Consider the following 25,926-nt stretch of genomic DNA (forward strand, 5'->3'; position numbering starts at 1 on the left):
AGGGGTCAGAATGCTGGAGAAAAGAACACCGATACCGGTAGACGAGGCAGTTCGGCGTGTCTGCCATTTTCAAAAACAAGGTGAAACAGAATGGGTGGCGCTTGAAGACAGCCTTCATCGGTTTTTAGCCGAAGATATAACTGCGGATCACCACGTACCTGCGTTTGACCGTTCGCCATACGATGGTTTTGCTGTCAGAGCGTGCGATACGGCAGAAGCTTCACGTGAAAACCCAGTTCGGTTTGAAGTTATTGACCATATTGGAGCGGGAGCAGTATCTGAAAAAGAACTTGGCCCGTTTCAGGCCGTGCGGATTATGACTGGCGCGCAAATCCCTGAAGGGGCAGATGCAGTCGTCATGATTGAACTGACTCAAGCCTTTGAGGAGAATGGGAAGTCATTTATGTCTTTAAAACGCCGCTTTCAGACGGGGGATAATATTTCAAAAACAGGTGAGGACGCTCAAAAAGGGAGTGTTTTACTGACAAAGGGCACCCGGGTGACACCAGGAGTGACGGCTCTTTTGGCAACATTCGGATACGCATCTGTGCCTGTCGTGAGAAAGCCTGTAGTCGGGATTATCGCAACCGGTACCGAATTGCTGAATGTCAGTGATCCGCTGGAACCGGGAAAAATCCGCAACAGCAATGCGAGTATGGTATATGCGCAAGCGATAGAAGCAGGCGCAACACCGCTTTATTTAGGGAAAATCTCTGATGAACTGGATAAAAGCTTTGCTGCAGTTAAAGAAGCGATGAAAAAGGTGGACTTCCTGATCACAACTGGCGGTGTGTCAGTCGGTGACTTTGACTTTTTGCCTGCGATCTATGAAAAACTCGGAGCGGACGTGCTGTTTAATAAAGTTGCCATGCGCCCGGGCAGCGTGACAACGGTGGCGCATGCAAACGATATGCTGCTGTTTGGCCTTTCAGGTAATCCGTCGGCATGCTATGTCGGTTTTGAACTGTTTGTCAAACCGATAATCCAGACATGGCTGCTCAATGAAACACCGCATTCAATTTGTGCGGAAGCTGTTTTGACCAAGGATTTTCCGAAGCCGAACCCATTTACCCGATTTGTTCGTGCGCTCGTGCACCATCAGGAAGGGAAGCTGTTGGCGACACCCGTTGGCTTAGATAAGTCGAGCTCTGTCACATCACTTGCAGATGCCAATGCATTTATTATCCTGCCGGGCGGTACGCGAGGCTACGAATCTGGCAGAACGGTTCAAGTGCTGCTCATCAGAGAAGAGAATGGAAGTGAATGGCCTTGGTCCGTCCTTTCCCGATCGTCCAAGTTGTAGGATTTCAAAACAGCGGGAAAACAACGTTTATTGAGCGCATTCTTGAAAAAGCCTCTGAACAGGGAGTCCATTTGGGCTGCCTGAAGCACCATGGTCACGGCGGTGAACCGCAAACGCTCACGGAAGGAAAAGACACGGACCGTTACAAGGCGGCAGGTGCTGATGTAACAGCGGTAGAAGGTGCTGGTGTGTTACAGCTGACTGCCCGCCGCAATTGGGATTTGGCACGGCTGATTGAGTTATACCAATTTCTCGAAACAGACTGTCTTCTGATTGAAGGCTTTAAAAAAGCCCCTTATCCTAAAGTGGTTATCCTAAGTGAAAAGGAAGATCTGGAAGCGCTGCAAGCAGTAAATATAATCGCCATCATCTATAGAAAAAAAGAGCATATGACAGAGCATCAGGGATTACCCGTTTTTCATGCGGATGATCCGGTTGCCGTGGATTTTGTGCTTTCACAGCTGAAGGGGGAATCTGCATAATGGAACGGTTTGAGATTACGAAAACACCCATTAATACTGAAAACATCATCAAAAAAGTGGAGAAACGGGAAGCGGGAGCCATTACAACATTTATTGGTACGGTTCGGGAATGGACAAACGGAAAAAGAACGGTTCGGCTTGAATATGAGGCATATGAACCGATGGCCGTGCAAATGCTTGCTCAAATCGGCGCTGAAATCGAAGAAAAATGGGAAGGTGCCTCAGCTGCGATCACGCACCGTATAGGTGTGCTCGATATCGGTGAAGCAGCGGTAGTGATTGCTGTATCTTCTCCCCATCGAAAAGCCGCATATGAAGCCAATGAGTATGCGATTGAACGCATTAAACAGATTGTGCCGATTTGGAAAAAAGAAATTTGGGAAGACGGTGAGCAATGGATCGGCGACCAGCTAGAAACGACAGCTTATCCGAACGGAAAACCAGACCTAAGCGAGGGAGAGCAGCATGATTAAAATTCTTTTATTTGCAGGGCTTGCTGAACAGGCCGGTACACAAGCAATAGAAATAGATATGGAACAAGCAACCACAGATGAAATAAAAGCGAGTCTAAAAGAACAATACGGTCTTGAATCTATTGATACGGCTATGATTGCCGTTAACGAAAGCTATGTAAAAGAAAATACCTCTGTATCTTCGGGTGACACGGTAGCCATCATACCGCCGGTCAGCGGGGGATGAAAACCGGACGGCATTTCAGCCGTCCGGTTTTTCTGTATTTCATTGGCATATCCCCAAGTATCCTCAGCATACAATGATTTTCTGTAAGCGTTTATTCTACATATGTTACTCCCTATAAAGTAAGAGACTCACTCCATAATTAGACTGAAATTTTGAAAAATAATAGAAATTTATTTCGGGTATCGATATAGTGAAGATGATAAATGTTGGAAAGGTGCTGGATATGGAGACATTTAAAAGATTAAAAATGTATTATTGGCCGTACAGAAAAGTGTTTATGTGGTCGCTTCTAGCCATGCTTTTGATGACTGCAATTACTGTCGTTTATCCGATTATCCTGCAAATTACGATTGATGAGATCGTACTGGGACGGCAGTATCAGCTTGCGGCGTGGGTCAGCTTAGGATTTATTGCGGTGATGGTTTTGAAAGGAATGGCTACCTTTTTTCATCAGTATTTAGGTGATATGTTCGGGATCAAATCCGTTTATCGGCTGAGAAATGGTCTGTATGAAAAACTGCAGCGGCTTTCTTTTTCTTACTATGATAACGCGAAAACAGGAGATTTGATGTCCAGGCTGACTGCTGATGTTGAAGGGCTTCGTTTTTTCTTATCATACGGTCTCGCTGAGCTCATTCGCTTCGGCCTGCTGGTAGCCATCAGCCTGTCGGTTATGTTTTACTATTCTGTTCCTCTCACGCTTGTGACAATAGCTGTTCTGCCATTTCTCGCGGTTGCGGTATACCGGTTTGACAAAAGAGTCCATCCCGCCTTCAGAGGCATCCGCAAATCGTTTGCGAAACTCAATACAAAAGTTCAGGAAAATATCAGCGGCATTAATACGGTTAAATCTCTTTCCAGGGAAGATTTTCAGATCAGCACTTTCAATAAAGCCAATGCAGAATACAGGGCGCAGTATTTACAAACATCATCCATTTGGTCTGCGTATTTCCCTTTAATGGAGTTCATTGGTAACACTTGTATTGTAGCTCTTCTCTCATACGGCGGTTACTTGGTTATGCAAAATCAGCTCAATCCCGGCGAGCTTGTTGCTTTCTTCAGCCTTGTCAATTATATGATGTGGCCCATTATGAACTTAGGTTTTGTCATCAATATGTTCTCTCAAGCAAAAGCGTCAGGGGAACGCCTGCTCGACATTCTGGAAAAAGAAGAAGACATTACAGATCATCCTCATGCTTTGCATAAACAAAAATTAACCGGAGATGTCCATTTCAAAAATGTTTCTCTTGCATACGGAAAAGAACAAACAAACGCGCTGTGCAATGTAAGCTTTGAGGCAAACAGCGGGAAGGTAATCGGACTGTTGGGCCCGACAGGTTCAGGCAAAAGCTCAGTGACACAGCTTCTCACCAGATTTTACAGTCCTGTTGGCGGAATGATTACCATTGATCACAAACCCATCACAGATTATTCGTTAAAAACCCTTCGCTCCAATATCGGGGTCGTACTTCAAGAATCCTTCCTGTTTTCATCTACGATTAGATCAAATATTTCGTATGGGCGGCCGGATGCCTCAATGGAAGACGTCATCGAAGCGGCAAAAAGGGCGCAGGCTCATAACTTTATTATGGAGCTTCCTGATGGGTATGACACCATGCTGGGAGAGAGGGGAATGGGGCTTTCCGGCGGGCAGAAACAGCGTATTGCCATTGCGAGAGCCATCTGCTTGAACCCGAGCATTTTAATATTGGATGATGCCACAAGCGCAGTAGATATGCAAACGGAGCACAGCATACAGCTTGCCTTAAAAGAAGTCATGAAAAACCGCACAACCTTTATCGTCGCTCACCGCATTTCTTCACTGAAACACGCTGATGAAATTCTCGTTTTTAATAAAGGACGCATTCGTGAAAGGGGAACACATCATGAGCTTCTTGAAAAAGGCGGCTACTATAAAAAGATTTACGATTTGCAATACCGTGATGTCAAAATGATTAATGAGCCGCATGAGGTCGGATAGGGAGGGGCCAAATGAAACAAGCGAAAAAACAGGGGGTTTTAGAGCGTTTCTATTACTCTTCAGATGAAATCATTGAAAAGCCGTTTAACTGGGCTCAAATGTGGCGGCTGCTGAGCTATGTCAAACCATATCGAAAAACAATTTTGCCGCTTTCTTTTCTCACTGTATTGATTGGCACTGCTGTGAAGCTTGTGATCCCCATTTTGATCGGCGTTTATGTTCTTGATCAAGCGATTACAGGGAGAAACTCGGAGCTGCTGATTCAGCTCATTTTTATTATTAGCGGTTTATATGTCCTCAATTACGCCGCCAATGTGTTAAGAATCAGGTGGATGAATCAGCTTGGCCAGCATGTCATTTACGATTTGCGACAGCATTTATTTACCCATGTGCAGCGCTTATCCCATCGATTTTTTGATCAGCGGTCGGCGGGATCGATCTTAGTCAGGATCATGAATGATATTAACTCTCTTCAGGAGCTCTTTACAAGCGGAGTCATCAATTTGTTGACCGACTTGCTGCTTCTGGCCGGCGTGATTATTATTTTGTTTACGCTGAGCCCTGAGCTGACTATAGCCATCATGGTGACATTGCCGATTATGTTTTTTATTTCAACAAGTCTCAGAAAAAAAATACGCCGATCCTGGCAAACGGTACGGCTGAAGCAATCGAAGCTCAACTCTCATCTAAACGAAAGCATTCAGGGCATCCGGGTCACGCAGGCATTTACGCAGGAAGAAGAAAACATGGCGTATTTTGACGGTGTCAATCAGGAGAACTACGAATCATGGCGGGAAGCAACTAGAAAAAATGCCATGTTCCGTCCGCTTGTAGAAATGACGAATGCGATTGGGACGGCTGTCTTGATTTGGTATGGAGCCACACTCATCATGAATGAAACCATTACGATTGGCGTCTTCGTTTCTTTTGCTTTCTATCTGGGAATGTTTTGGGAACCTATTTCGAGACTGGGTCAGGTCTATAATCAGCTGTTAATGGGGATGGCATCATCAGAACGGATTTTTGAGTTTCTGGACGAACAGCCAAATGTCAAGGAGAAGCCGAATGCCATTCATAATGAAAAGATAAATGGGGAGATCAGTTTTGAAGAGGTTGAATTTTCGTATGATGAAAAACGAAAAGCCCTTCACGCCGTTTCTTTCTCTATTCCTGCGGGATCGACGCTTGCGCTTGTCGGGCATACAGGGAGCGGGAAGACGACGATTGCCAATTTAATCAGCCGTTTTTATGATGCGGCCGGAGGCACCATTAAAATAGACGGTATACCGATTAAGGATCTTTCCCTTGCCAGTCTGCGCTCTCAAATCAGCATTGTCCTGCAAGATACATTTATTTTCTCCGGGACCATCATGGAAAATATTCGTTTTGGAAGGCCAAATGCTTCGGATGAAGAGGTGATGAAAGCGTCCCAAGCGGTCGGAGCGGATGAGTTTATTTCCGATTTAGCGGAAGGATACGCAACAGAGGTAGAGGAAAGGGGCAGCGTACTGTCTGCCGGTCAGCGCCAGCTCATTTCATTTGCAAGAGCATTGCTCGCCGATCCGGCTATTATCATCCTTGACGAAGCAACGGCAAGCATTGATACAGAGACAGAAGTAAAAATTCAGCAAGCGTTAAAAACGCTTCTGAAAGGGCGTACAGCAGTGATGATCGCTCACAGATTGTCTACGATCCGCGACGCCGACCGCATCATTGTTCTTGATCACGGCAGGAAAATAGAAGAAGGGAACCATGATCAGCTGCTCGCTAAAGGAGGCATTTATGCCGGGCTTGTGAAAGCGCAATACAGCACAGCGATAGAATAATATGAAAAGCCTTCAATATTGAAGGTTTTTGGAAATTTATTAGAAAAACATGAAACTTTTTGATATCCTTCCCGTACTATTTGTTAGATATTCTCAAGGAGGTTTTGAAATGGAAACGAATGTAGAAAAAAACAGCGGAACGGCGACTGAAAAGCCTTCACTTTTCGGAGTAATCACAAGTCCGTCCGTTCAATTTGAAAGAATAAGAGAAAGGCCGGCTGTATGGGGACCGCTTTTGATTGTTGCAGCAATTATCATCGTCGGTGCCGTGCTGCAATCACTCGGTACGGATTATAGTGAGCTTTTGAAAAGCCAGGATACGCAAGGGCTATCTGCTGAACAAATGGAAACTGTCGCAACAATAACCAAATTTGGCGGAATGGCAGGCGCTATTATCGGCGGTATCGCAGCATTATTTATTGCCCCTCTTATTTATTGGCTCTGTGTAAAAGTATCAGGCGGTGTTACGACATATAAAAAAATGCTTTCTCTCAGTCTGTTTGTCTCTTTGATTAGCAGTCTCGGATTATTGGTTAATGGAATCGTTGCTTTTACGACTGACGTGAATCCTCTTTACAGCACGACGTCACTCGCAGGGATTATCCCATCTGACGGGGCTCTCGCCAGTGTGTTAAATACCTTTGAAATTTTCAGCATCTGGAGCTTTGTATTATTAGCAATCGGACTTCACAAAACGGGAGGCATCTCAAAAAAAGCCGGGTGGATTTCAGCAATCATTCTATTCGGAATTTTAGTTGTATTTTCGCTTTTTTCAGGTTTAATCAATTCTGTGGCGGGTGCATAAGCTCATGAAAAAAGTCTGGATCGGAATTGGAATCGCAGTTATAGTCGCTCTTTTTGTTGGAATCAATATATACCGGTCTGCCGCTCCGACAAGCGGCAGCGCCGGCAAGGAGGTACAGACGGGGAGCGTTGAAGAAAATGAAATCTCATCAACGGTTATGGTTCCTGGCACGCTAAAATTTTCAAATGAACAGTATGTCTTTTATGAAGCGGATAAAGGGACATTAGAAGACATTAAAGTAAAGGAAGGCGATAAAGTTAAAAAGGGCACGGCTTTAGTCACCTATACAAATGAGCAGCTGAGCCTGGAAAAAGAACAGAACCAGTTAACGTCTGAATCCAACCGGCTTCAAATTGACCAAATTCAAGAAAAGTTAAAAGCCTTGGACAGCAAAGAAAGAGAACTGGAAAAACAGGTAGGAAAGAAAGAAGCAGAAAAACAAATCGAATCTGAACGGACAGAGCTTCAAATGCAGAAAAAAACAGCGGAGATCGAATTAAAACAAACCGAGCTTCAGCGGCAGTCACTTGCCAACCGGGTGTCAGATTTAGAAGTGAAAAGCGAAATTGAAGGCACCGTTATTTCTGTCAACCAAGAAGCGGCATCCAAAAAGTCAGATATTCAAGAGCCTGTCATACATATCGGCAACCCAAAAGACCTTGTCGTCTCAGGGAAATTGTCTGAATACGATACATTGAAAGTCAAAAAAGGCCAGAAGGTCACACTCACTTCAGATGTAATACAGGGTAAAACATGGAAAGGCACGGTTTCCGCAGTCGGGCTTGTTCCGGATCAGCAGGAGAGCGCTGCGGCACAAGGAACAGAACAGGCGGTCCAATACCCGCTTCAAGTGAAAATAAAAGGAAATCTTCCAGAAGGAAAGCCAGGCTTTAAATTTATCATGAATATTGAAACAGATAAACGGAAAGCAAATACGCTTCCTTCAAAGGCAGTCAAAAAAGAAGATGACCAATATTATGTGTATACAGTAAAAGACGGAAAAGCAAAGCGAGTTGATGTCAAAATCGGCGAAGTGACAGATGACCTGACAGAAATTAAAGAGGGGCTTACCCAAGATGATCAAGTCATTTTGAATCCATCTGATCAGGTGACTGACGGAATGGAAGTGAAATCCTAAATGATTCAGCTTTCTAATGTGCGAAAAAGCTACCAGATCGGAAAGGAAACGTTTGATGTTCTCCATTCTATTGATTTGGACATTCATCAAGGTGAATATGTCTCGATTATGGGGCCGTCAGGATCAGGAAAATCGACGATCATGAATATTATCGGCTGTCTTGATCGGCCGACTTCCGGTACATATCAATTGGACGGCGAAGACATTTCTTCATATAAAGATAAAGAACTGGCGGCAGTCCGTAACCGGTCCATCGGTTTTGTATTTCAGCAATTTCAGCTTCTTCCGCGGCTGAACGCAAAAAAAAATGTCGAGCTGCCGATGATTTATTCCGGGATAGGCAAAAAGGAACGTCAAGAGCGGGCTGAGAGAGCATTGGAAAAGGTCGGGTTAGCCGATCGAATGCTCCACATGCCCAACGAGCTGTCGGGCGGGCAGAAGCAGCGGGTGGCGATTGCGAGGGCGATCGTGAATGAGCCGAAATTGATTTTAGCTGATGAACCGACCGGCGCGCTGGATACGAAAACAAGCGAGGCGATTATGGATCAGTTTACAGCATTAAATGCCGAGGGAACGACAATCGTTCTGGTTACTCACGAGCCTGAAGTAGCAGATTGCACGAATCGGATCGTCATGGTGCGTGACGGAAACATTGTTCCTGCCAGCTCCGGACAAAGGAGTGTGGGAGAATGAGCCTGTTGGAAAACATCAGAATGGCTCTAAGCTCTGTCCTTGCCCATAAAATGCGTTCGATCTTAACGATGCTCGGCATTATCATTGGTGTAGGCTCTGTCATTGTTGTCGTTGCGGTAGGACAGGGCGGCGAGCAAATGCTGAAGCAGTCGATCAGCGGCCCGGGAAATACTGTGGAGCTGTACTATATGCCTAGCGACGAGGAGCTTGCAAGCAACCCGAATGCCGCAGCTGAATCTACGTTTACAGAAAACGATATTAAAGGTTTAAAAGGAATAGAAGGCATTAAACAAGTCGTTGCTTCGACTTCTGAAAGTATGAAAGCGCGTTATCACGAAGAAGAAACCGATGCTACGGTTAACGGAATAAATGATGGATACATGAATGTCAATTCTTTGAAAATCGAAAGCGGCAGAACCTTTACCGACAATGACTTTCTCGCGGGGAATAGAGTCGGAATCATCTCTCAAAAAATGGCTAAAGAGCTGTTTGATAAAACCTCCCCTCTAGGTGAAGTTGTCTGGATTAACGGACAGCCCGTTGAAATTATCGGCGTGCTGAAAAAAGTAACAGGCTTGCTTTCTTTCGATTTAAGTGAAATGTATGTGCCATTTAATATGATGAAATCCTCTTTTGGCACAAGTGATTTCAGTAACGTATCATTGCAGGTCGAATCAGCAGACGACATAAAATCGGCTGGAAAAGAAGCGGCACAGCTGGTAAATGACAATCATGGCACAGAGGATTCGTATCAAGTGATGAACATGGAAGAGATTGCGGCCGGAATTGGCAAAGTAACTGCAATTATGACGACGATTATCGGCTCAATTGCAGGTATTTCCCTTTTGGTCGGCGGAATCGGTGTCATGAATATTATGCTCGTATCAGTCACAGAACGGACGCGGGAAATCGGAATCAGAAAATCACTTGGTGCGACGAGGGGACAGATTCTGACTCAGTTTTTAATTGAATCAGTCGTATTGACGCTGATTGGCGGTCTGGTCGGGATTGGTATTGGATACGGAGGGGCCGCGCTTGTTTCAGCCATTGCGGGCTGGCCGTCACTCATATCCTGGCAGGTTGTATGCGGGGGCGTGCTGTTCAGTATGCTCATTGGTGTTATTTTCGGCATGCTTCCTGCAAATAAAGCCGCAAAGCTTGATCCCATTGAAGCGCTGCGTTATGAGTAGCCTCATGCAACATGCATGAGGTTTTTTTATGTTTAGTGATTTCTACTATGAATATAAAAGACTTTTTTCATTAAAATAAGAAGAAAATGTCGTACAATTGTCCTTATTTTTGTCGAATTTACAGTTTACAAACCCTATAGACATACGTTAATATGGAGAAACGTGAAAGATTTTGATAGTTATTGAATGAATTTGAATGATTTTAGTTGCCTAAACCGAAAATAGCGTTTACAATGAAATTGTATTCAAAATGAATACGTTTTCATTAGGAGGTGAAGCATGCTAACTCCTGAACGGCATCAATTGATTATTGATCAAATAGAAAAGCATGATGTGGTAAAGATTCAAGAGCTTATAAATCTGACTAATGCTTCTGAATCAACAATCAGAAGAGATTTATCGACCCTTGAAGAACGCGGTTTTTTAAAGCGCGTTCATGGTGGAGCGGCCAAGCTTTCCGATATCAGACTTGAACCCGATATGCTTGAAAAATCATCCAAAAACCTTCACGATAAACTGAAGATTGCTGAAAAAGCTGCTTCTCTTTTAGAAGAAGGGGATTGCATTTACCTTGATGCAGGCACGACGACATTGCACATGATTGATTTTATGGATAAAACCAAAGATATTGTCGTTGTCACAAACGGGGTAATGCATATCGATGCATTAATAAGGAAAGAAATTTCTTTTTATCTGCTTGGAGGATACGTAAAGCACAGAACGGGCGCGATTATTGGAGGCGCTTCATTGGTTGCCATGGACCAGTACAGATTTGACAAGAGTTTTCTGGGGACAAACGGTGTCCATACAGAGGCTGGATTTACAACGCCGGACCCTGATGAGGCCCTTTTAAAACAGAAAGCGATCAAACAGGCAAAACACGCTTACGTCTTAGCAGACCCTTCGAAGTTCGGAGAAATTTCATTTTCGGCATTCGCCGGAATAGGCGACGCAACAATCATTACGACTGACGCTGAAGAGCTTACATTCGATAATTACCAAGAAAAAACTGTCGTAAAGGTAGTGAAACCATGATTTACACTGTAACACTTAATCCATCTGTCGATTATATAGTTCACGTTGAAGATTTTACTGTAGGAGGCCTGAACCGTTCTTCGTATGATACCAAGTATCCAGGGGGCAAAGGCATCAACGTATCGAGACTGCTGAAAAGACACCATGTGGCGTCTAAAGCGCTCGGATTCGTCGGCGGATTTACCGGAGAATATATCAAAACATTTTTACGGGAAGAAAACCTGGAAACAGCTTTTTCTGAAGTAAAAGGGGATACCCGTATCAATGTAAAGCTGAAAACGGGTGATGAAACTGAAATTAACGGGCAGGGACCGACAATTTCGGATGAAGATTTCAAAGCCTTTTTAGAACAGTTCCAATCTTTGCAAGAGGGAGATATCGTTGTTCTTGCAGGAAGCATTCCATCTTCACTCCCTCACGATACTTATGAAAAAATCGCAGAGGCCTGCAAACAGCAGAACGCACGAGTTGTTCTGGATATCTCAGGCGAGGCTCTTTTGAAAGCAACAGAAATGAAACCATTTTTGATGAAGCCAAATCATCATGAGCTTGGAGAAATGTTCGGCACGGCCATTACATCTGTTGAGGAAGCCGTTCCTTATGGGAAAAAGCTTGTAGAACAAGGCGCTGAACATGTAATCGTATCAATGGCCGGAGACGGAGCGCTTCTGTTTACGAACGAAGCTGTTTATTTTGCTAACGTGCCAAAGGGGAAATTGGTAAACTCAGTCGGAGCAGGGGATTCCGTTGTTGCAGGTTTCCTTGCCGGAATTTCCAAACAGCTGCCGCTTGAAGAAGCATTCCGCTTAGGAGTTACTTCAGGCAGTGCTACCGCGTTCTCTGAAGAACTTGGAACAGAAGAATTTGTCCAGCAGCTTCTTCCTGAAGTTAAGGTCACACGTCTATAGAGGAGGAAACACAAGTGAAAATAACTGAGCTTTTAACGAAGCATACGATAAAGCTTAATATTGAGAGCAAAGAAAAAGAAAATGTTATTGACGAAATGGTCACTGTTCTTGATAAGGCTGGAAAGTTAAATGACCGACAAGCCTATAAAGAAGCCATTTTAAATCGCGAAAGCCAAAGCTCCACGGGTATCGGTGAAGGAATCGCTATCCCCCATGCGAAAACGGCAAGCGTTATCAACCCGGCGATCGCGTTCGGACGTTCAAAAGACGGCGTCGATTATGAATCATTAGACGGCCAGCCGGCTCACTTAGTGTTCATGATCGCGGCGACTGAAGGCGCAAACAACACTCACCTTGAAGCATTGTCAAGACTTTCAACGCTGTTAATGCGTGAAGAAATCCGTAAGCAGCTCCTTGAAGCTGAGTCTGAAGATGCCATCATCGACATTATTAATCAGCACGATAAAGATGATGACGAAGAGGAAGAGGAAGAAGAAGCGGCACCAGCACCTGCCGGAAAAGGGAAAATTTTAGCGGTTACTGCATGCCCGACAGGTATTGCCCATACATTCATGGCTGCGGATGCCCTTAAAGAAAAAGCGAAAGAGCTTGGTGTGGAAATTAAGGTCGAAACAAATGGGTCAAGCGGCATTAAGCACAAGCTCACTGCCCAAGAAATCGAAGATGCACCTGCAATCATTGTCGCAGCGGACAAGCAGGTTGAAATGGAACGTTTTAAAGGCAAGCGCGTACTTCAAGTTCCTGTAACGGCGGGTATCAGACGTCCGCAAGAGCTTATCGAAAAAGCGATGAATCAAGATGCGCCGATTTATCAAGGCAGCGGCGGCGGTTCAGCAGCTTCAAATGATGATGAAGAAGCGAAAGGCAAGTCTGGAAGCGGTATCGGAAACACGTTTTATAAGCACCTGATGAGCGGTGTCAGCAACATGCTTCCGTTCGTAGTCGGCGGCGGTATTCTCGTTGCGATTTCATTCTTCTGGGGAATTCACTCTGCTGATCCGAATGATCCTAGCTACAACACGTTTGCAGCAGCATTAAACTTTATCGGCGGCGACAATGCATTAAAACTCATTGTTGCAGTTCTGGCCGGTTTCATTGCGATGAGTATTGCAGATCGTCCTGGTTTTGCGCCTGGTATGGTCGGCGGATTTATGGCAACTCAAGCGAATGCTGGATTCTTAGGCGGCTTAATTGCCGGATTCCTTGCCGGTTATGTCGTGATTTTACTGAAAAAAGTATTTACGTTTATCCCTCAGTCACTTGATGGATTAAAACCTGTTTTGATTTACCCGCTGTTCGGTATTTTTATCACTGGCGTATTAATGCAATTTGTCGTCAATACACCTGTAGCGGCATTTATGAATTTCTTAACAAACTGGCTTGAAAGCCTTGGTACTGGAAACCTTGTGTTAATGGGTATTATCTTGGGCGGCATGATGGCGATCGATATGGGCGGTCCGCTTAATAAAGCAGCCTTTACGTTCGGTATCGCCATGATCGATGCAGGCAACTATGCGCCTCATGCAGCAATCATGGCCGGCGGTATGGTTCCTCCGCTTGGTATCGCACTTGCAACAACCATTTTCAGAAACAAATTCACTCAGCGTGACCGTGAAGCTGGTATTACATGCTATTTCATGGGAGCTGCTTTCGTAACAGAGGGAGCGATCCCATTTGCTGCGGCTGATCCGCTTCGCGTCATACCAGCTGCTGTAGTCGGTGCAGCTGTTGCCGGCGGATTAACTGAATTCTTCCGAGTAACGCTTCCGGCGCCTCATGGAGGAGTATTCGTAGCTTTCATTACAAACCATCCGATGCTTTACCTTTTAAGTATCGTGATCGGTGCTGTCGTGATGGCAATTATCCTCGGTATCGTCAAAAAACCTGTTACAGAAAAATAAGAAAAAAAGCGTCCTTGGTTCGAAAGGACGCTTTTTCTTATCCGGCCGGCAGGGAGCGCGGTTAAGTTATGTATTTTATTCTTTTTTATGATAAAGTAAAAGAAGAGAAACAACTGACATAGCAATTGTCTAGGAGGAAACACTTTGACCGAGGAAAAAAATACGAATACTGAGAAAACGGCGAAGAAAAAAACCAATACGTACCTGGAATGGGGTAAAGCGATTGTCATCGCTGTTCTGCTGGCTCTCCTGATCCGTCACTTTTTGTTTGAACCGTATTTAGTTGAAGGTTCATCTATGTATCCCACATTACATGACGGAGAAAGGCTGTTTGTGAATAAAACAGTCAACTATATCGGCGAGCTGAAGCGCGGAGATATCGTTATTATCAACGGTGAAACTTCTAAAATCCATTATGTAAAAAGATTGATCGGAAAGCCTGGAGAAACCGTTCAAATGAAGGATGACACGCTTTATATAAACGGTAAAAAAGTAGCCGAGCCTTACTTGTCTAAAAACAAGAAGGAAGCAGAAAAACTTGGTGTCAGTCTGACAGGAGACTTTGGACCGGTTAAGGTTCCGAAAGGCAAATACTTTGTCATGGGAGATAACCGGCTGAATTCTATGGACAGCCGAAACGGGCTGGGACTGATCGCGGAAGATCGAATTGTCGGCACATCGAAGTTTGTCTTTTTCCCGTTTAACGAAATGCGTCAAACAAAATAAAAACGCCTTGCTGGCCTAGGACAGCAGGCGTTTTTATTTTGAAAAAGAAGCGACCAATGCAATGCATAAAACCGTGATGAACACTGAACCGATAATAGCCAGCACACTGAAGAAAAGGTGAACCTGTTTGTTCTCTTTTCCGCGCTTTTCTAATAGCCGTTTAGAAAAAATGTGCGAAAATATGTAAATAAGGGCTATGCCTATATATAAGCCGATATCTTTGGCGGTAAAGCCTGTTACGGCAAGGTAAAAGCCCGTAAAAAAGATCAGTAAGCAATATTCAGTAAGTGTTAAAAGCCTCAACGTGTTCCTCCATGAGAGTGTGTAATTTTCCAGGCGGATGCATTCTCTCTCTTTAATTGTAACACAGCTGGCTGGTTTGGGTGTATAAGTGTTTTCTCTCTGTTTTATCAGGGAATCATTTCTCTTGCCCTGCATTCATGGTATACTTTTATTGATGATAGACATGATGGAGGATAATAAATGATTGCTGTAAATAATGTAAGCTTGCGGTTTGCGGATCGCAAGTTATTTGAAGATGTTAATATTAAATTTACCCCAGGCAACTGCTATGGGTTAATTGGTGCAAACGGTGCCGGTAAATCAACGTTTCTAAAGGTGCTGTCAGGCGAAATCGAGCCTCAGACAGGCGACGTGCATATGAGTCCTGGCGAGCGTCTTGCCGTCTTGAAGCAGAACCATTTTGAGTACGAAGAGTATGAAGTGCTGAAAGTGGTCATTATGGGCCACAAACGCCTGTATGAAGTCATGCAGGAGAAAGACGCTATTTACATGAAGCCTGATTTCTCAGATGAGGATGGGATTCGTGCTGCTGAGCTAGAAGGTGAATTCGCGGAACTGAACGGTTGGGAAGCGGAAAGTGAAGCTGCGATCCTGTTAAAAGGCCTTGGTATCTCAGAAGATCTGCACACAAAAAAGATGGCAGACCTCGGCGGTTCGGAGAAGGTAAAAGTTCTCTTGGCACAGGCATTATTCGGCAAGCCGGATGTTCTGCTGCTCGATGAGCCGACGAACCACCTGGACCTTCAGGCAATTCAGTGGCTTGAAGAGTTTCTGATTAACTTTGAAAACACAGTTATTGTCGTATCCCATGACCGTCACTTTTTAAATAAAGTATGTACGCACATTGCCGACCTTGATTTTAACAAAATTCAAATCTATGTCGGAAACTATGATTTCTGGTACGAGTCAAGCCAGCTGGCGTTAAAGCTTTCTCAAGAAGCGAACAAGAAAAAAGAAGAGCAGATTAAACAGCTTCAAGAGTTTGTCGCTAGATTCAGCGCCAATGCGTCTAAATCTAAGCAGGCTACATCAAGAAAGAAACTTCTCGAAAAAATCACGCTGGATGATATTAAACCGTCTTCCCGCCGCTATCCTTATGTTAACTTCACGCCGGAACGGGAAATCGGAAATGATGTTCTTCGCGTGGAAGGCTTAACAAAAACAATCGATGGCGTAAAGGTGCTTGACAATGTCAGCTTTATTATGAATCGAGAAGATAAAATTGCTTTCACTGGCCGAAATGAACTTGCTGTTACTACGCTGTTTAAAATCATTTCCGGGGAAATGGAAGCTGACAGCGGAACGTTTAAATGGGGTGTTACCACATCTCAAGCGTATTTTCCAAAAGACAACAGCGAATATTTCGAAGGCAGTGATCTGAACCTTGTAGACTGGCTTCGCCAATATTCTCCGCACGACCAAAGTGAGAGCTTTTTACGCGGTTTCTTAGGACGCATGCTGTTCTCTGGAGAAGAAGTCCACAAAAAAGCAAATGTACTTTCCGGGGGAGAAAAGGTCCGCTGTATGCTGTCGAAAGCGATGCTTTCTGGCGCCAATATTTTAATTTTGGATGAGCCGACCAACCATTTAGACCTAGAGTCCATTACAGCGCTCAATAACGGCTTAATCAGCTTTAAAGGCGCTATGCTGTTTACTTCCCATGACCATCAGTTTGTGCAGACCATTGCCAACAGAATTATAGAAATTACACCTAACGGCATCGTCGATAAGCAAATGAGCTATGACGAGTTCCTTGAAAATGCTGATGTGCAGAAAAAATTGACTGAACTATACGCCGAATAAAAAAGCAGAGATTTCTCTGCTTTTTTTGATACCTAAATGTGAAAGGAGATCACAACATGAAATTTTTGGTTGTCGGAGCAGGTGGAGTAGGCGGGTATATTGGCGGACGGCTTTCGGAGAAAGGAAATGATGTGACATTTCTCGTGCGCCAAAAACGAGCTGAGCAGCTTAAAAAAACCGGGCTTGTCATCCATAGTGAAAAAGGGAATGTATCATTTCAGCCCGAACTAATCAGTGCCGGAGAAACAGGGCAATTTGATGTCGTTATCATTGCTTCTAAAGCATACTCGCTTGGTCAAGTGATAGAGGATGTCAAACCATTTATCCATCAAGAATCTGTCATTATCCCTTTTTTAAATGGGTACCGCCACTATGAGCAGCTATTTGCGGCATTTTCAAAAGAACAGGTGCTGGGCGGCCTGTGTTTTATAGAAAGTGCTTTAGACAACAAAGGAGAAATTCATCATACGAGCGCATCGCATCGTTTTGTATTTGGAGAATGGAACGGCGAGCGTACGGAGCGGATAAGAGCGCTTGAAGAGGCATTTTCAGGTGTGAAGGCTGAAGTCATCATTAGCGGGCATATCGAGAAGGACATTTGGAAAAAGTATCTCTTTATTGCAGCGCAAGCGGGGATCACAACGTTATTTCAACGACCGCTTGGCCCAATCCTCGCCACAGAAGCCGGACGTCACACGGCCCAAACTCTTATTGGGGAAATTTGCACTGTTTTACGAAAAGAAGGTGTTCCGGCTGATCCGGCTCTTGAGGAAGAGAGCTTTCGTACGATGACCAGCATGTCTTACCATATGAAGTCCTCCATGCTTCGGGATATGGAAAACGGCCAAACGACAGAAGGCGACCACCTGCATGGATTTTTGATTGAAAAAGCAAAACGTTTATCTCTCGCTGCACCAGTATTAGAAACCGTTTATGCGAATCTGCAAATGTATGAAGCAGAAAAATAAAAAAAGGAGGCGGAAAAGCCTCCTTTTATTTACTTAAAAAGCCCAATTTCCGTTTCTGAAGATAGGCTCTCTTTTCCCGTCTGCCGTAATTCCGTCAATATTCATATCCTTAGAACCGATCATAAAGTCCACGTGTGTAATGCTTTCATTTAGGCCTTCTTTGACAAGCTCTTCACGAGACATCTGCTTTCCGCCTTCAATATTAAAGGCATAGGCGCTTCCGATCGCCAAATGATTTGACGCGTTTTCATCAAACAGCGTGTTATAGAAAAGAATGTTTGATTGTGATATAGGCGAATCGTAAGGAACAAGTGCCACTTCACCTAAATAGTGAGAACCTTCATCTGTTTCCACCAGTTCTTTTAAAATATCCTCACCTTTTTCAGCTTTAATGTCGACTATACGGCCATTTTCAAACGTCAGGGTGAAATTTTCAATAATATTTCCGCCGTAGCTTAATGGTTTTGTGCTTGATACCACTCCGTCAACCCCGTCTTTTTGCGGCAGCGTGAACACTTCTTCTGTCGGCATATTGGCCATAAACTCATGGCCACTTTCATTCACGCTTCCCGCACCTGCCCAAACATGCTTCCTAGGCAGCTTAATTGTTAGATCAGTTCCTTCTGCTTGATAATGTAAGGCAGCGTAATGTCTCTCGTTCAAATGGTCAACTTTTTCATGAAGATTTTGGTCATGATTGATCCACGCCTGAACCGGGTTGTCTTCATTTACGCGCGTCGCTTTAAAAATTTCTTCCCACAGAAGGTGGATCGCTTCCTCCTCTGATTTGCCAGGAAACACCTTGTGAGCCCAGCCTGCTGATGCCGCACCTACGACAGTCCAGCTGACTTTGTCTGATTGAATATATTGTCTGTATGTATGTAATGCTTTGCCTGCTGCTTTTTGGAATGCCGCAATCCGTTTGGAATCTATACCTTTTAGCAAGTCTGGGTTCGACGACACAACAGAAATGAAAGCAGCTCCATTTTTGGCAAGCTCTTCTCTGCCTTTTGCTTCCCATTCAGGATATTCTTCAAATGCTTCAAACGGCGCAAGTTCGTATTTTAATTTGGCGACTTCGTCATCCTGCCAATTCACGGTGACGTTTTTTGCGCCCTTTTCATATGCGTGTTTTACAATTAAACGGACAAAATCCCGAACGTCTGTTGAAGCATTTACGACTACATACTGGCCTTTTTGGACATTAACGCCGACTTCTACCGCCAGCTGTGCATATGTATTTAATTTCTGTGAAAATGAATCCATGAATCATTCCTCCAAGCTTTTTTCTCATCATATCAAATATGATCCTATAAAGGAAAGAAGGAGCCCAAAGTGAAAAACCCAAAACGACACGTCTTGGGTTTTTTCAATATTATGGATGATTCAGTTTTACAGTGCCGCCTGCAGGCGAATGGGGCATATTTGCCAAAGAAATGCTCATGCCTCCAAGAATAATTCCGCTTAAAATGGCTGCGATCGCTACTCTTCTTCCTAAATCTCTTAGCATCTGTTTCCTCCTTAACGTTTCTCCATTTCCCACAATATGAAGGAAGTGAGGAAAAAAGAAGCAAGAAATTTGCCGCGTGTGAGAATTTTGCGGGTAAAGACTATTTAATTGCCTTTTGCAGCTTATCAATCACTTCTAAAGAACGGCCTGTGCCGATTGCTACAGATTCAAGCGGGTTTTGCGCCACGTGTACAGGCACGACAATCTCTTCTGTGAGCCATTCTTTAATTCCATTAAGGAGCGCGCCGCCGCCTGTTAAAATAACGCCGCGATCAACAATATCTCCGCTCAATTCAGGCGGACAGTCCTCAAGTGTCGCTCTGATGGCTTCAAGAATATGCAGGAGGGATTCACGCATTGCATCTTGAATTTCGTTGGATTGAAGCATAATGGTTTTTGGAAGACCTGTCACGAGGTCACGTCCCCGAATTTCCATTGCCTCTGGTATATGTTCAATCAGAGCATGGCCAATTTCCATTTTTACCTGCTCAGCTGTGCGTTCGCCGATCAGCAAATTGTATTTTTTACGGACGAAAGAAACGATATCCTCATCAAGCTGGTCTCCGCCGATCCTGATAGAATGGCAGGAAACAACGCCACCGAAGGAAATAATAGCGACCTCTGTCGTCCCTCCGCCGATATCTACTACCACATTGGCAACCGGCTCATCAACCGGTAAATCCGCTCCGATGGCGGCTGCAACTGGCTCTTCGATTAAATGAACGTTTTTCGCGCCGCAATTTTTCACCGCATCACTGATGGCGCGGCGTTCTACTGCTGTTGAGCCTGATGGTGTGCAAACGACTACGTTCGGTTTTCTGAACGACATGCCGATGCTTTTTGCGGCTTTTTTCATAATGTGCTTTAGCAGGTCAGTTGTCATATCATAGTCTGCGATCACGCCATCTTTCATCGGTCTGACAGCGACAATTTTTCCCGGTGTTTTACCGATCATGTTTTTCGCGTCAGCTCCGATTGCAAGCACTGCTTTTGTCGTCGTATCCACTGCGACAACAGATGGTTCATTTAGGATAATCCCTTTATTTTTGCTGTAAACAAGTATATTAGCTGTTCCTAAGTCAATCCCGATTTCAGTTGATTGAAACATGTTTTCACCCAATCTCTATCCTAATTTAATATGATTCTACATTTAAAGTTTCTCAGAAATACTGCGATTTTTGGGGGTGTGCGTCGGTAAAGAAATGTTTTTGTAAAAAATCAAGGAACTGTGTAACAGAAGTAATACATTTTTCGGTTTTATGGAAAAAATATCTTGTAATTCTTATAGAAAGCGGGAAACTTTTTCAAAGTTTCATTCGTCTACGATATATTGAGGTACATCCTTAAAACATTACATGAGAAAAGAAACATTTAAAGGAAGAAGGGTTTTTATGAAATCAATAGGTGTTGTGAGAAAAGTAGATGAATTAGGCCGCATTGTCATGCCGATTGAGTTGAGACGGGCATTGGATATTGCCATAAAAGACAGCATTGAGTTTTTTGTTGACGGAGATAAAATTATCTTGAAAAAGTACAAACCTCATGGCGTTTGTTTAATGACTGGAGAAATCACTTCAGAAAATAAAGAATACGGCAACGGTAAAATTACGCTAAGCCCTGAGGGTGCACAGCTGCTTCTCGAAGAAATTCAAGCCGCTTTAAAAGAATAAAATTATGCTAAAAAAGGCGGAGTGATATCATCTCCGCCTTTTTTGCGTGCCAATTTTTGATTACCGCCGCCTAAGATAAGACATCAAGATATTTGGTAATGAATGATTTGGGATACTTTACATATTTTACTCAATTATTTGTCGAAGAATGGTACAATAAGTAGAGAAACACAAGCGGCAGGTGGTCATATGAGAAAATATCAAGCTCGTATCATTTCCATCATTTTGGCAATGATTTTTATAATGTTTTGGGATTATTTATTTTATTTTATAGGCAAAAACCCGATTAATTGGCCTGTTGATATTGTGTATACTGCAGTCACGCTGGTAAGTGTCTGGATGTTGGCTTATTATATTGATGAGAAACAGCAGCTGGTTAAGAAAATGAAGGATAACGAATGGAAGTATAAACAGCTTTCTGAAGAAAAAAACCGCATCATGGATAATTTGCAGGAAATCGTATTTCAAACGAATGCAAAAGGTGAAATTACATATTTAAACCAAGCGTGGGCATCTATAACCGGGTTTTCAATCAGTGAATGTATGGGAACAATGTATAACGATTACTTCATAAAAGAAAAGCACGTAGCCGACCACATTAACACCCAAATCCAAAACAAAGCGTCTTCTGGCATGTTTACGGCAAAATACGTGACAAAAAACGGCACGATTTTTTGGGGAGAAGTTCATTATAAACTTTACTATGACCGGGATGACCAATTTACAGGCAGCCTGGGTACAATGTCAGATATCACTGAGCGGAAAGAGGCTGAAGATGAGCTCATTGAGATTAATGAACGGCTGGCGAGGGAATCCCAGAAACTATCAATCACAAGTGAACTTGCCGCAGGTATTGCTCATGAGGTCAGAAACCCTTTAACATCTGTCAGCGGTTTCCTCCAGATTATGAAAACACAATATCCGGACAGAAAAGACTATTTTGACATCATCTTTTCAGAGATTAAAAGAATCGATTTAGTGCTCAGCGAGCTGCTGCTGCTTGCAAAACCGCAGGCAATCACATTTAAAACACACCAGCTTAATGAGATCTTGAAACAAGTCACGACATTGCTTGATACCAATGCAATTCTGTCCAATATCGTCATAGAGAAAAATTTCAAAGAGACAGATGGCTGTATGATTAATGGAGACGAAAATCAGCTGAAGCAGGTCTTTATCAACATCATTAAAAACGGAATTGAGGCAATGCCAAAGGGCGGTGTCGTAACCATTTCAACTGCTAAAACCGCCTCTCATGCAGTGATAAGCGTAAAGGATGAAGGAAACGGCATGCCGCAGGAAAAGCTGAAGCAGATTGGCAAACCTTTTTATTCAACAAAAGAAAAGGGCACTGGACTGGGACTTCCCATTTGTTTGAGAATCCTGAAGGAACATGACGGGGAATTGAAAATCGAAAGTGAAGCTGGAAAAGGCAGCGTCTTTCAAGTGGTTTTGCCTTTAAAATCAGACAGCTGAGAGGAGAAAAATAAAGTGAACTCGCTTCTGTTTGTATACGGGACATTAAGAAAGCATGAAAAAAACCATCATTTGCTGGCACAATCGGCATGTATCAATGAGCAGGCGAGAACAAAGGGAAGTTTGTTTGCTGCAAAAGAGGGGCCCACAGTTGTTTTCAATGATGAAGATGAAGGCTATATATATGGCGAAGTATATGAAGCAGATGAATTGTGTATACATAAGCTCGATCAATTTTTTCAAGGATATCATAAACAAACGGTGTTTGTAGAAACGGATGTCGGGATTAAAATTGCGCTTATTTATTTTATGAACAAAGACGGGTGTGCCGGTTTTACGAAAATAAGCAGCGGCGACTGGAAAGAACATCAGATGATCAGCAAATCGAAAAATCCCATTTATTATTTTGCCTATGGATCATGCATGGATAATGCCCGCTTTCAAAAAGCGGGAGTCGATCACTATTTTCAAGATCCAGTAGGAAGAGCTGTTTTAAAAGGATACACAACCCGCTTCACGCTAAAAAGGGAAGACGGTTCAAGAGCGGACATGTTGGAAGACGGAGGAACAACAGAAGGCGTTTTATACCGTATCCCTTATTCTGCTCTCTCCTATCTATATAAAAGGGAGGGCGTCGAATCTCTTACGTATCGGCCGGCATTTGTAGACGTTGAAGCTGGCGGAAGGCACTACAAAGACTGTTTAACCTTTCTCGTCCTCCAAAAAGAAGCGGAAATTGCCCCGCCTCAGCACTATCAGATTGAAATCGAACGCGGAGCGGAGCTGTATTTGTCGCCTGAGTTTACTGAAAAGCTCAAGCGGCATATGAATTCGCTGCCAAAAGGATAACACTGTAACAAAAGAATATGATAAAATTTGATCAATATCATGTCATATAAAGGAGCACCACGATGAAAAAAGAATTTGCGGTAATTGGGCTGGGCCGTTTTGGTGGCAGTATTTGCAAAGCATTAAGCGAAGAAGGCGTCGAGGTTATGGCAATGGATATCGATGAAGATAAAGTCAACGAGTATGCCAAGATTGCATCTCACGCAGTTATCGGTGATTCGACAGACGAATCTGTCCTGAAAAATTTAGGCCTGCGAAATTTTGACCACGTTATTGTAGCAATCGGGGAAAATATTCAAGCGAGTATTTTAACGACACTCATTCTGAAAGAACTTGGCGTCCATACGATTACAGTTAAAGCGCAGAACGATTATCACGAAAAAGTGCTGTCTAAAATTGGTGCGGATCACATCGTCCACCCGGAACGCGATATGGCAAAACGAATTGCGCATAATATCGTGTCCAACAATGTACTTGACTATTTGGAGCTGTCTGAAGAGCATAGTCTTGTTGAAATCGTAGCTAACAGCCGCCTGGCTGGAAATACGCTTCTCGATTTAGATATTCGCGCAAAATACGGTATTAACATCGTAGCCATAAAAAGGGGCAAGGAAGTCATCGTATCACCGCTTGCAACCGAAGTCATCCACCAAGAAGATATACTCATTGTTATTGGATCAGTTACAGACATCTCCCGTTTCGAAAAAAGAGTTCTTCATACAAAATAGCAGCCAAATAAGCCGTCCTCAAAGGGCGGTTTTTCATATTATCAGAATATAACAACTTTAATGAACTGAGCGTCAATTTCTTAAAATTTCATTGACTAAGCACAGGCGTTCCGATAGCATATTGTACCATATAATAAAAAAAGGAGGGGCCTATTTGAATAAAGAAGCGCTAGTCAATAGGCTGAATGCTTCAGCCAAAAGACAAAAAGCTGATATCGTCATTAAAAACGGAAAAATCATGGACGTATATAATCAAGAATGGATATATGAAGATATTGCGATTACAGATGGAGTTATTGTAGGCCTCGGTGAGTATGAAGGCGAAAATATCATTGATGCAGAGGGACAAATGATTGTTCCGGGTTTTATTGATGGACATGTACATATTGAGTCGTCAATGGTTACACCGATTGAGTTCGCTAAAGCAGTGTTGCCTCATGGCGTGACGACGGTTGTTACAGATCCGCATGAGATCGCGAATGTGTCTGGTGAAAAAGGGATTGAGTTTATGCTTGAACAAGCTCGGCATACACCGCTGAATATCCATTTTATGCTTCCTTCCAGTGTGCCTGCCGCAAGTTTTGAGCGATCAGGCGCAATTCTCAAAGCTGCCGATCTCAAGCCTTTTTATGAAGAAGAAGAAGTATTAGGGCTGGCTGAAGTTATGGATTATGTGTCGGTTCAGCAGGCTGAAAAAGACATGGTTCAGAAACTGCTTGATGCCCGTGTGGCAGGAAAAAGGATAGACGGTCATTTAGCTGGTTTATCAACAGACCTCATTAACATTTACAGAACCGCATTTGTCTTAAACGACCATGAAGTAACATCGAAGGAAGAAGCCCTTGATCGTATCAGAAGGGGCATGTATGTCATGATGCGTGAAGGATCAGTCGCCAAAAACACGCTCAATGTGCTGCCGGCGGTGAATGAAAAGAACGCACGCCGGTTCTTTTTCTGTACGGATGATAAGCATGTGGATGATTTATTGTCAGAGGGAAGTGTAAACCATCAGGTGAAAATGGCGATTCAAGCCGGACTTAATCCGTTTTTAGCCTATCAGCTAGGAAGCCTCAATGCAGCCGAATGCTACGGATTAGATACAAAGGGAGCGATTGCCCCGGGTTTTGACGCTGATTTGCTTTTTGTATCTGATCTGGAAAATGTCACTGTCACAATGACGATGGTAAAAGGGCAGACTGTTGCTGAAGACAGCAAAGCGGTCTATCAGGATCATGCTTCAACTGCAGCACCAGATCAGGCACTGCTTGATTCTGTTAAGCTTGCTGCTCCTCTTAACAAACAGGATTTTCATATGCCAATCGATTCAGAGCAGCAGATCAATGTCATTCAAATCATACCAAATCAGCTTGAAACACGATTAGTACAAGTTCCGGCTCCTGTTGCCCGCGAATTTGAGCCTGACACTGAGCTTGATTTGTTAAAGATTGCAGTTGTCGAGCGGCATAAAGGATTAAAAGAAACCGGACTTGGTGTTGTGAAAGGTTTTGGATTCAAGAGCGGAGCGATTGCCACAACCATTTCACACGACTCCCATAATATTATTGCCGTCGGAACGAATGATGAGGATATCGCGGCGGCAGTTAATAAGCTGCAGGAAATTGGCGGAGGATTAACAATTATAAAAAATGGGGAAGAGCTCCATTCAGTACCGCTGCCGATTGCAGGGTTATTATCCGACCAATCTGCAGAGCAAGTGAATCAAAGCTTGCTGACGCTTCATGATAAATTGTCGTTAATCGGTTTCACAGGCGGATTTAATCCATTTTTGACATTGTCGTTTTTAGCGTTGCCTGTCATTCCTGATATTAAAATGACGACTACGGGATTATTCGATGTAAAATCATTTCAACACATATCACTGCAATAAAAAGAGGCACTCCCTTAGGGAGT

25 protein-coding genes are annotated in these 25,926 nt (G+C 43.6%); 21 read left to right on the forward strand and 4 right to left on the reverse strand.

Features of this window, described 5'->3' with window-relative positions; all coding sequences use genetic code 11:
* The first annotated feature begins 10 nt into the window (after positions 1 to 10).
* The 14 genes from moeA (at position 11) to sipT (ending at position 14,708) form a co-directional block, all read left to right on the forward strand.
* Positions 11 to 1,303, forward strand: a complete 1,293-nt coding sequence (moeA, locus tag BSU_14280) for a molybdate to molybdopterin ligation enzyme (protein ID NP_389311.1) — start codon at positions 11 to 13, stop codon at positions 1,301 to 1,303.
* On the forward strand, positions 1,264 to 1,785 hold the full coding sequence (gene mobB / locus BSU_14290) for a molybdopterin-guanine dinucleotide biosynthesis protein B (RefSeq protein NP_389312.1): 522 nt from the start codon (positions 1,264 to 1,266) through the stop codon (positions 1,783 to 1,785). Before moeA ends, mobB begins: the two co-directional genes overlap by 40 nt.
* On the forward strand, positions 1,785 to 2,258 hold the full coding sequence (moaE, locus tag BSU_14300; RefSeq protein NP_389313.1) for a molybdopterin synthase (large subunit): 474 nt from the start codon (positions 1,785 to 1,787) through the stop codon (positions 2,256 to 2,258). The genes mobB and moaE overlap by 1 nt, the downstream gene beginning before the upstream one ends.
* Positions 2,251 to 2,484 carry a molybdopterin synthase (small subunit) gene (moaD, locus tag BSU_14310; protein ID NP_389314.1) on the forward strand — a complete coding sequence of 78 codons (234 nt, stop codon included), beginning with the start codon at positions 2,251 to 2,253 and terminating at the stop codon, positions 2,482 to 2,484. Before moaE ends, moaD begins: the two co-directional genes overlap by 8 nt.
* Before the next feature lie 223 nt (positions 2,485 to 2,707).
* Complete coding sequence (gene yknU, locus BSU_14320) at positions 2,708 to 4,465, forward strand: putative ABC transporter (ATP-binding protein) (RefSeq protein ID NP_389315.1); 1,758 nt, start codon at positions 2,708 to 2,710, stop codon at positions 4,463 to 4,465.
* An 11-nt stretch (positions 4,466 to 4,476) separates the two neighbouring features.
* Positions 4,477 to 6,291, forward strand: a complete 1,815-nt coding sequence (gene yknV / locus BSU_14330) for a putative ABC transporter (ATP-binding protein) (RefSeq protein NP_389316.1) — start codon at positions 4,477 to 4,479, stop codon at positions 6,289 to 6,291.
* Between the two features lie 109 nt (positions 6,292 to 6,400).
* Positions 6,401 to 7,096, forward strand: coding sequence for a subunit of permease exporting the starvation-induced killing protein (gene skiW, locus BSU_14340; protein NP_389317.1), 696 nt, complete (start codon positions 6,401 to 6,403; stop codon positions 7,094 to 7,096).
* Positions 7,097 to 7,100: 4 nt separating this feature from the next.
* Positions 7,101 to 8,234 carry a subunit of efflux permease exporting the starvation-induced killing protein gene (skiX, locus tag BSU_14350; RefSeq protein NP_389318.1) on the forward strand — a complete coding sequence of 378 codons (1,134 nt, stop codon included), beginning with the start codon at positions 7,101 to 7,103 and terminating at the stop codon, positions 8,232 to 8,234.
* Positions 8,235 to 8,927: a subunit of efflux permease exporting the starvation-induced killing protein (ATP-binding protein) gene (skiY, locus tag BSU_14360; protein ID NP_389319.1), complete on the forward strand. Its 693-nt coding sequence runs from the start codon at positions 8,235 to 8,237 to the stop codon at positions 8,925 to 8,927. It abuts the gene before it with no gap.
* Entirely contained in the window at positions 8,924 to 10,117 is a 1,194-nt protein-coding gene (gene skiZ / locus BSU_14370; RefSeq protein NP_389320.1) for a permease subunit exporting Sporulation-Delaying Protein, read from the forward strand. Before skiY ends, skiZ begins: the two co-directional genes overlap by 4 nt.
* A 279-nt stretch (positions 10,118 to 10,396) precedes the next feature.
* Positions 10,397 to 11,152, forward strand: a complete 756-nt coding sequence (fruR, locus tag BSU_14380; protein ID NP_389321.1) for a transcriptional regulator (DeoR family) — start codon at positions 10,397 to 10,399, stop codon at positions 11,150 to 11,152.
* Complete coding sequence (gene fruK, locus BSU_14390; protein NP_389322.1) at positions 11,149 to 12,060, forward strand: fructose-1-phosphate kinase; 912 nt, start codon at positions 11,149 to 11,151, stop codon at positions 12,058 to 12,060. Before fruR ends, fruK begins: the two co-directional genes overlap by 4 nt.
* Positions 12,061 to 12,074: 14 nt before the next feature.
* Positions 12,075 to 13,982: a phosphotransferase system (PTS) fructose-specific enzyme IIABC component gene (fruA, locus tag BSU_14400; RefSeq protein NP_389323.1), complete on the forward strand. Its 1,908-nt coding sequence runs from the start codon at positions 12,075 to 12,077 to the stop codon at positions 13,980 to 13,982.
* 144 nt (positions 13,983 to 14,126) lie between these two features.
* Positions 14,127 to 14,708, forward strand: coding sequence for a type I signal peptidase (gene sipT, locus BSU_14410; RefSeq protein ID NP_389324.1), 582 nt, complete (start codon positions 14,127 to 14,129; stop codon positions 14,706 to 14,708).
* Between the two features lie 33 nt (positions 14,709 to 14,741).
* Here the strand turns inward: sipT and ykoA are convergent, their stop codons facing one another.
* Positions 14,742 to 15,011: a putative membrane protein of unknown function gene (ykoA, locus tag BSU_14420; RefSeq protein ID NP_389325.1), complete on the reverse strand. Its 270-nt coding sequence runs from the start codon at positions 15,009 to 15,011 to the stop codon at positions 14,742 to 14,744.
* 180 nt (positions 15,012 to 15,191) lie between these two features.
* On the opposite strand from ykoA, the gene ykpA reads away from it, so the two are divergent.
* The gene (ykpA, locus tag BSU_14430) at positions 15,192 to 16,814 is read left to right on the forward strand and encodes a putative energy-sensing inhibitor of translation (protein NP_389326.1); all 1,623 of its coding nucleotides are present in this window, start codon (positions 15,192 to 15,194) and stop codon (positions 16,812 to 16,814) included.
* Between the two features lie 56 nt (positions 16,815 to 16,870).
* The gene (gene panE / locus BSU_14440; RefSeq protein NP_389327.1) at positions 16,871 to 17,782 is read left to right on the forward strand and encodes a 2-dehydropantoate reductase; all 912 of its coding nucleotides are present in this window, start codon (positions 16,871 to 16,873) and stop codon (positions 17,780 to 17,782) included.
* Between the two features lie 33 nt (positions 17,783 to 17,815).
* Here panE and ampS read toward each other — a convergent pair whose 3' ends face one another.
* The 3 genes from ampS to mreBH form a co-directional block, all read right to left on the reverse strand.
* A complete protein-coding gene (gene ampS, locus BSU_14450; RefSeq protein NP_389328.1) occupies positions 17,816 to 19,048 on the reverse strand; it encodes an aminopeptidase in 1,233 nt (410 codons plus the stop codon).
* A gap of 109 nt (positions 19,049 to 19,157) precedes the next feature.
* Positions 19,158 to 19,292: a hypothetical protein gene (gene ykpC / locus BSU_14460; protein ID NP_389329.1), complete on the reverse strand. Its 135-nt coding sequence runs from the start codon at positions 19,290 to 19,292 to the stop codon at positions 19,158 to 19,160.
* 100 nt (positions 19,293 to 19,392) lie between these two features.
* Complete coding sequence (mreBH, locus tag BSU_14470; RefSeq protein ID NP_389330.1) at positions 19,393 to 20,400, reverse strand: cell-shape determining protein; 1,008 nt, start codon at positions 20,398 to 20,400, stop codon at positions 19,393 to 19,395.
* Positions 20,401 to 20,683: 283 nt separating this feature from the next.
* Between mreBH and abhA the strand changes: the two genes are divergently transcribed.
* The 5 genes from abhA (at position 20,684) to adeC (ending at position 25,903) form a co-directional block, all read left to right on the forward strand.
* Positions 20,684 to 20,962 (forward strand): transcriptional regulator, encoded by a 279-nt coding sequence (abhA, locus tag BSU_14480; protein ID NP_389331.1) that lies wholly within the window; start codon positions 20,684 to 20,686, stop codon positions 20,960 to 20,962.
* A gap of 189 nt (positions 20,963 to 21,151) precedes the next feature.
* Positions 21,152 to 22,438 carry a two-component sensor potassium-responsive histidine kinase regulating cannibalism and biofilm formation gene (gene kinC / locus BSU_14490; RefSeq protein NP_389332.1) on the forward strand — a complete coding sequence of 429 codons (1,287 nt, stop codon included), beginning with the start codon at positions 21,152 to 21,154 and terminating at the stop codon, positions 22,436 to 22,438.
* A 15-nt stretch (positions 22,439 to 22,453) separates the two neighbouring features.
* A complete protein-coding gene (gene ykqA / locus BSU_14500; protein NP_389333.1) occupies positions 22,454 to 23,287 on the forward strand; it encodes a putative gamma-glutamylcyclotransferase (bacillithiol degradation) in 834 nt (277 codons plus the stop codon).
* Between the two features lie 62 nt (positions 23,288 to 23,349).
* Positions 23,350 to 24,015, forward strand: a complete 666-nt coding sequence (gene ktrC / locus BSU_14510; protein NP_389334.1) for a potassium uptake protein — start codon at positions 23,350 to 23,352, stop codon at positions 24,013 to 24,015.
* 154 nt (positions 24,016 to 24,169) lie between these two features.
* The gene (adeC, locus tag BSU_14520) at positions 24,170 to 25,903 is read left to right on the forward strand and encodes an adenine deaminase (RefSeq protein NP_389335.2); all 1,734 of its coding nucleotides are present in this window, start codon (positions 24,170 to 24,172) and stop codon (positions 25,901 to 25,903) included.
* The last annotated feature ends 23 nt before the right edge of the window (positions 25,904 to 25,926 follow it).

The sequence above is a fragment of the Bacillus subtilis subsp. subtilis str. 168 genome, from assembly GCF_000009045.1.
Classification (GTDB): Bacteria; Bacillota; Bacilli; order Bacillales; family Bacillaceae; genus Bacillus; species Bacillus subtilis.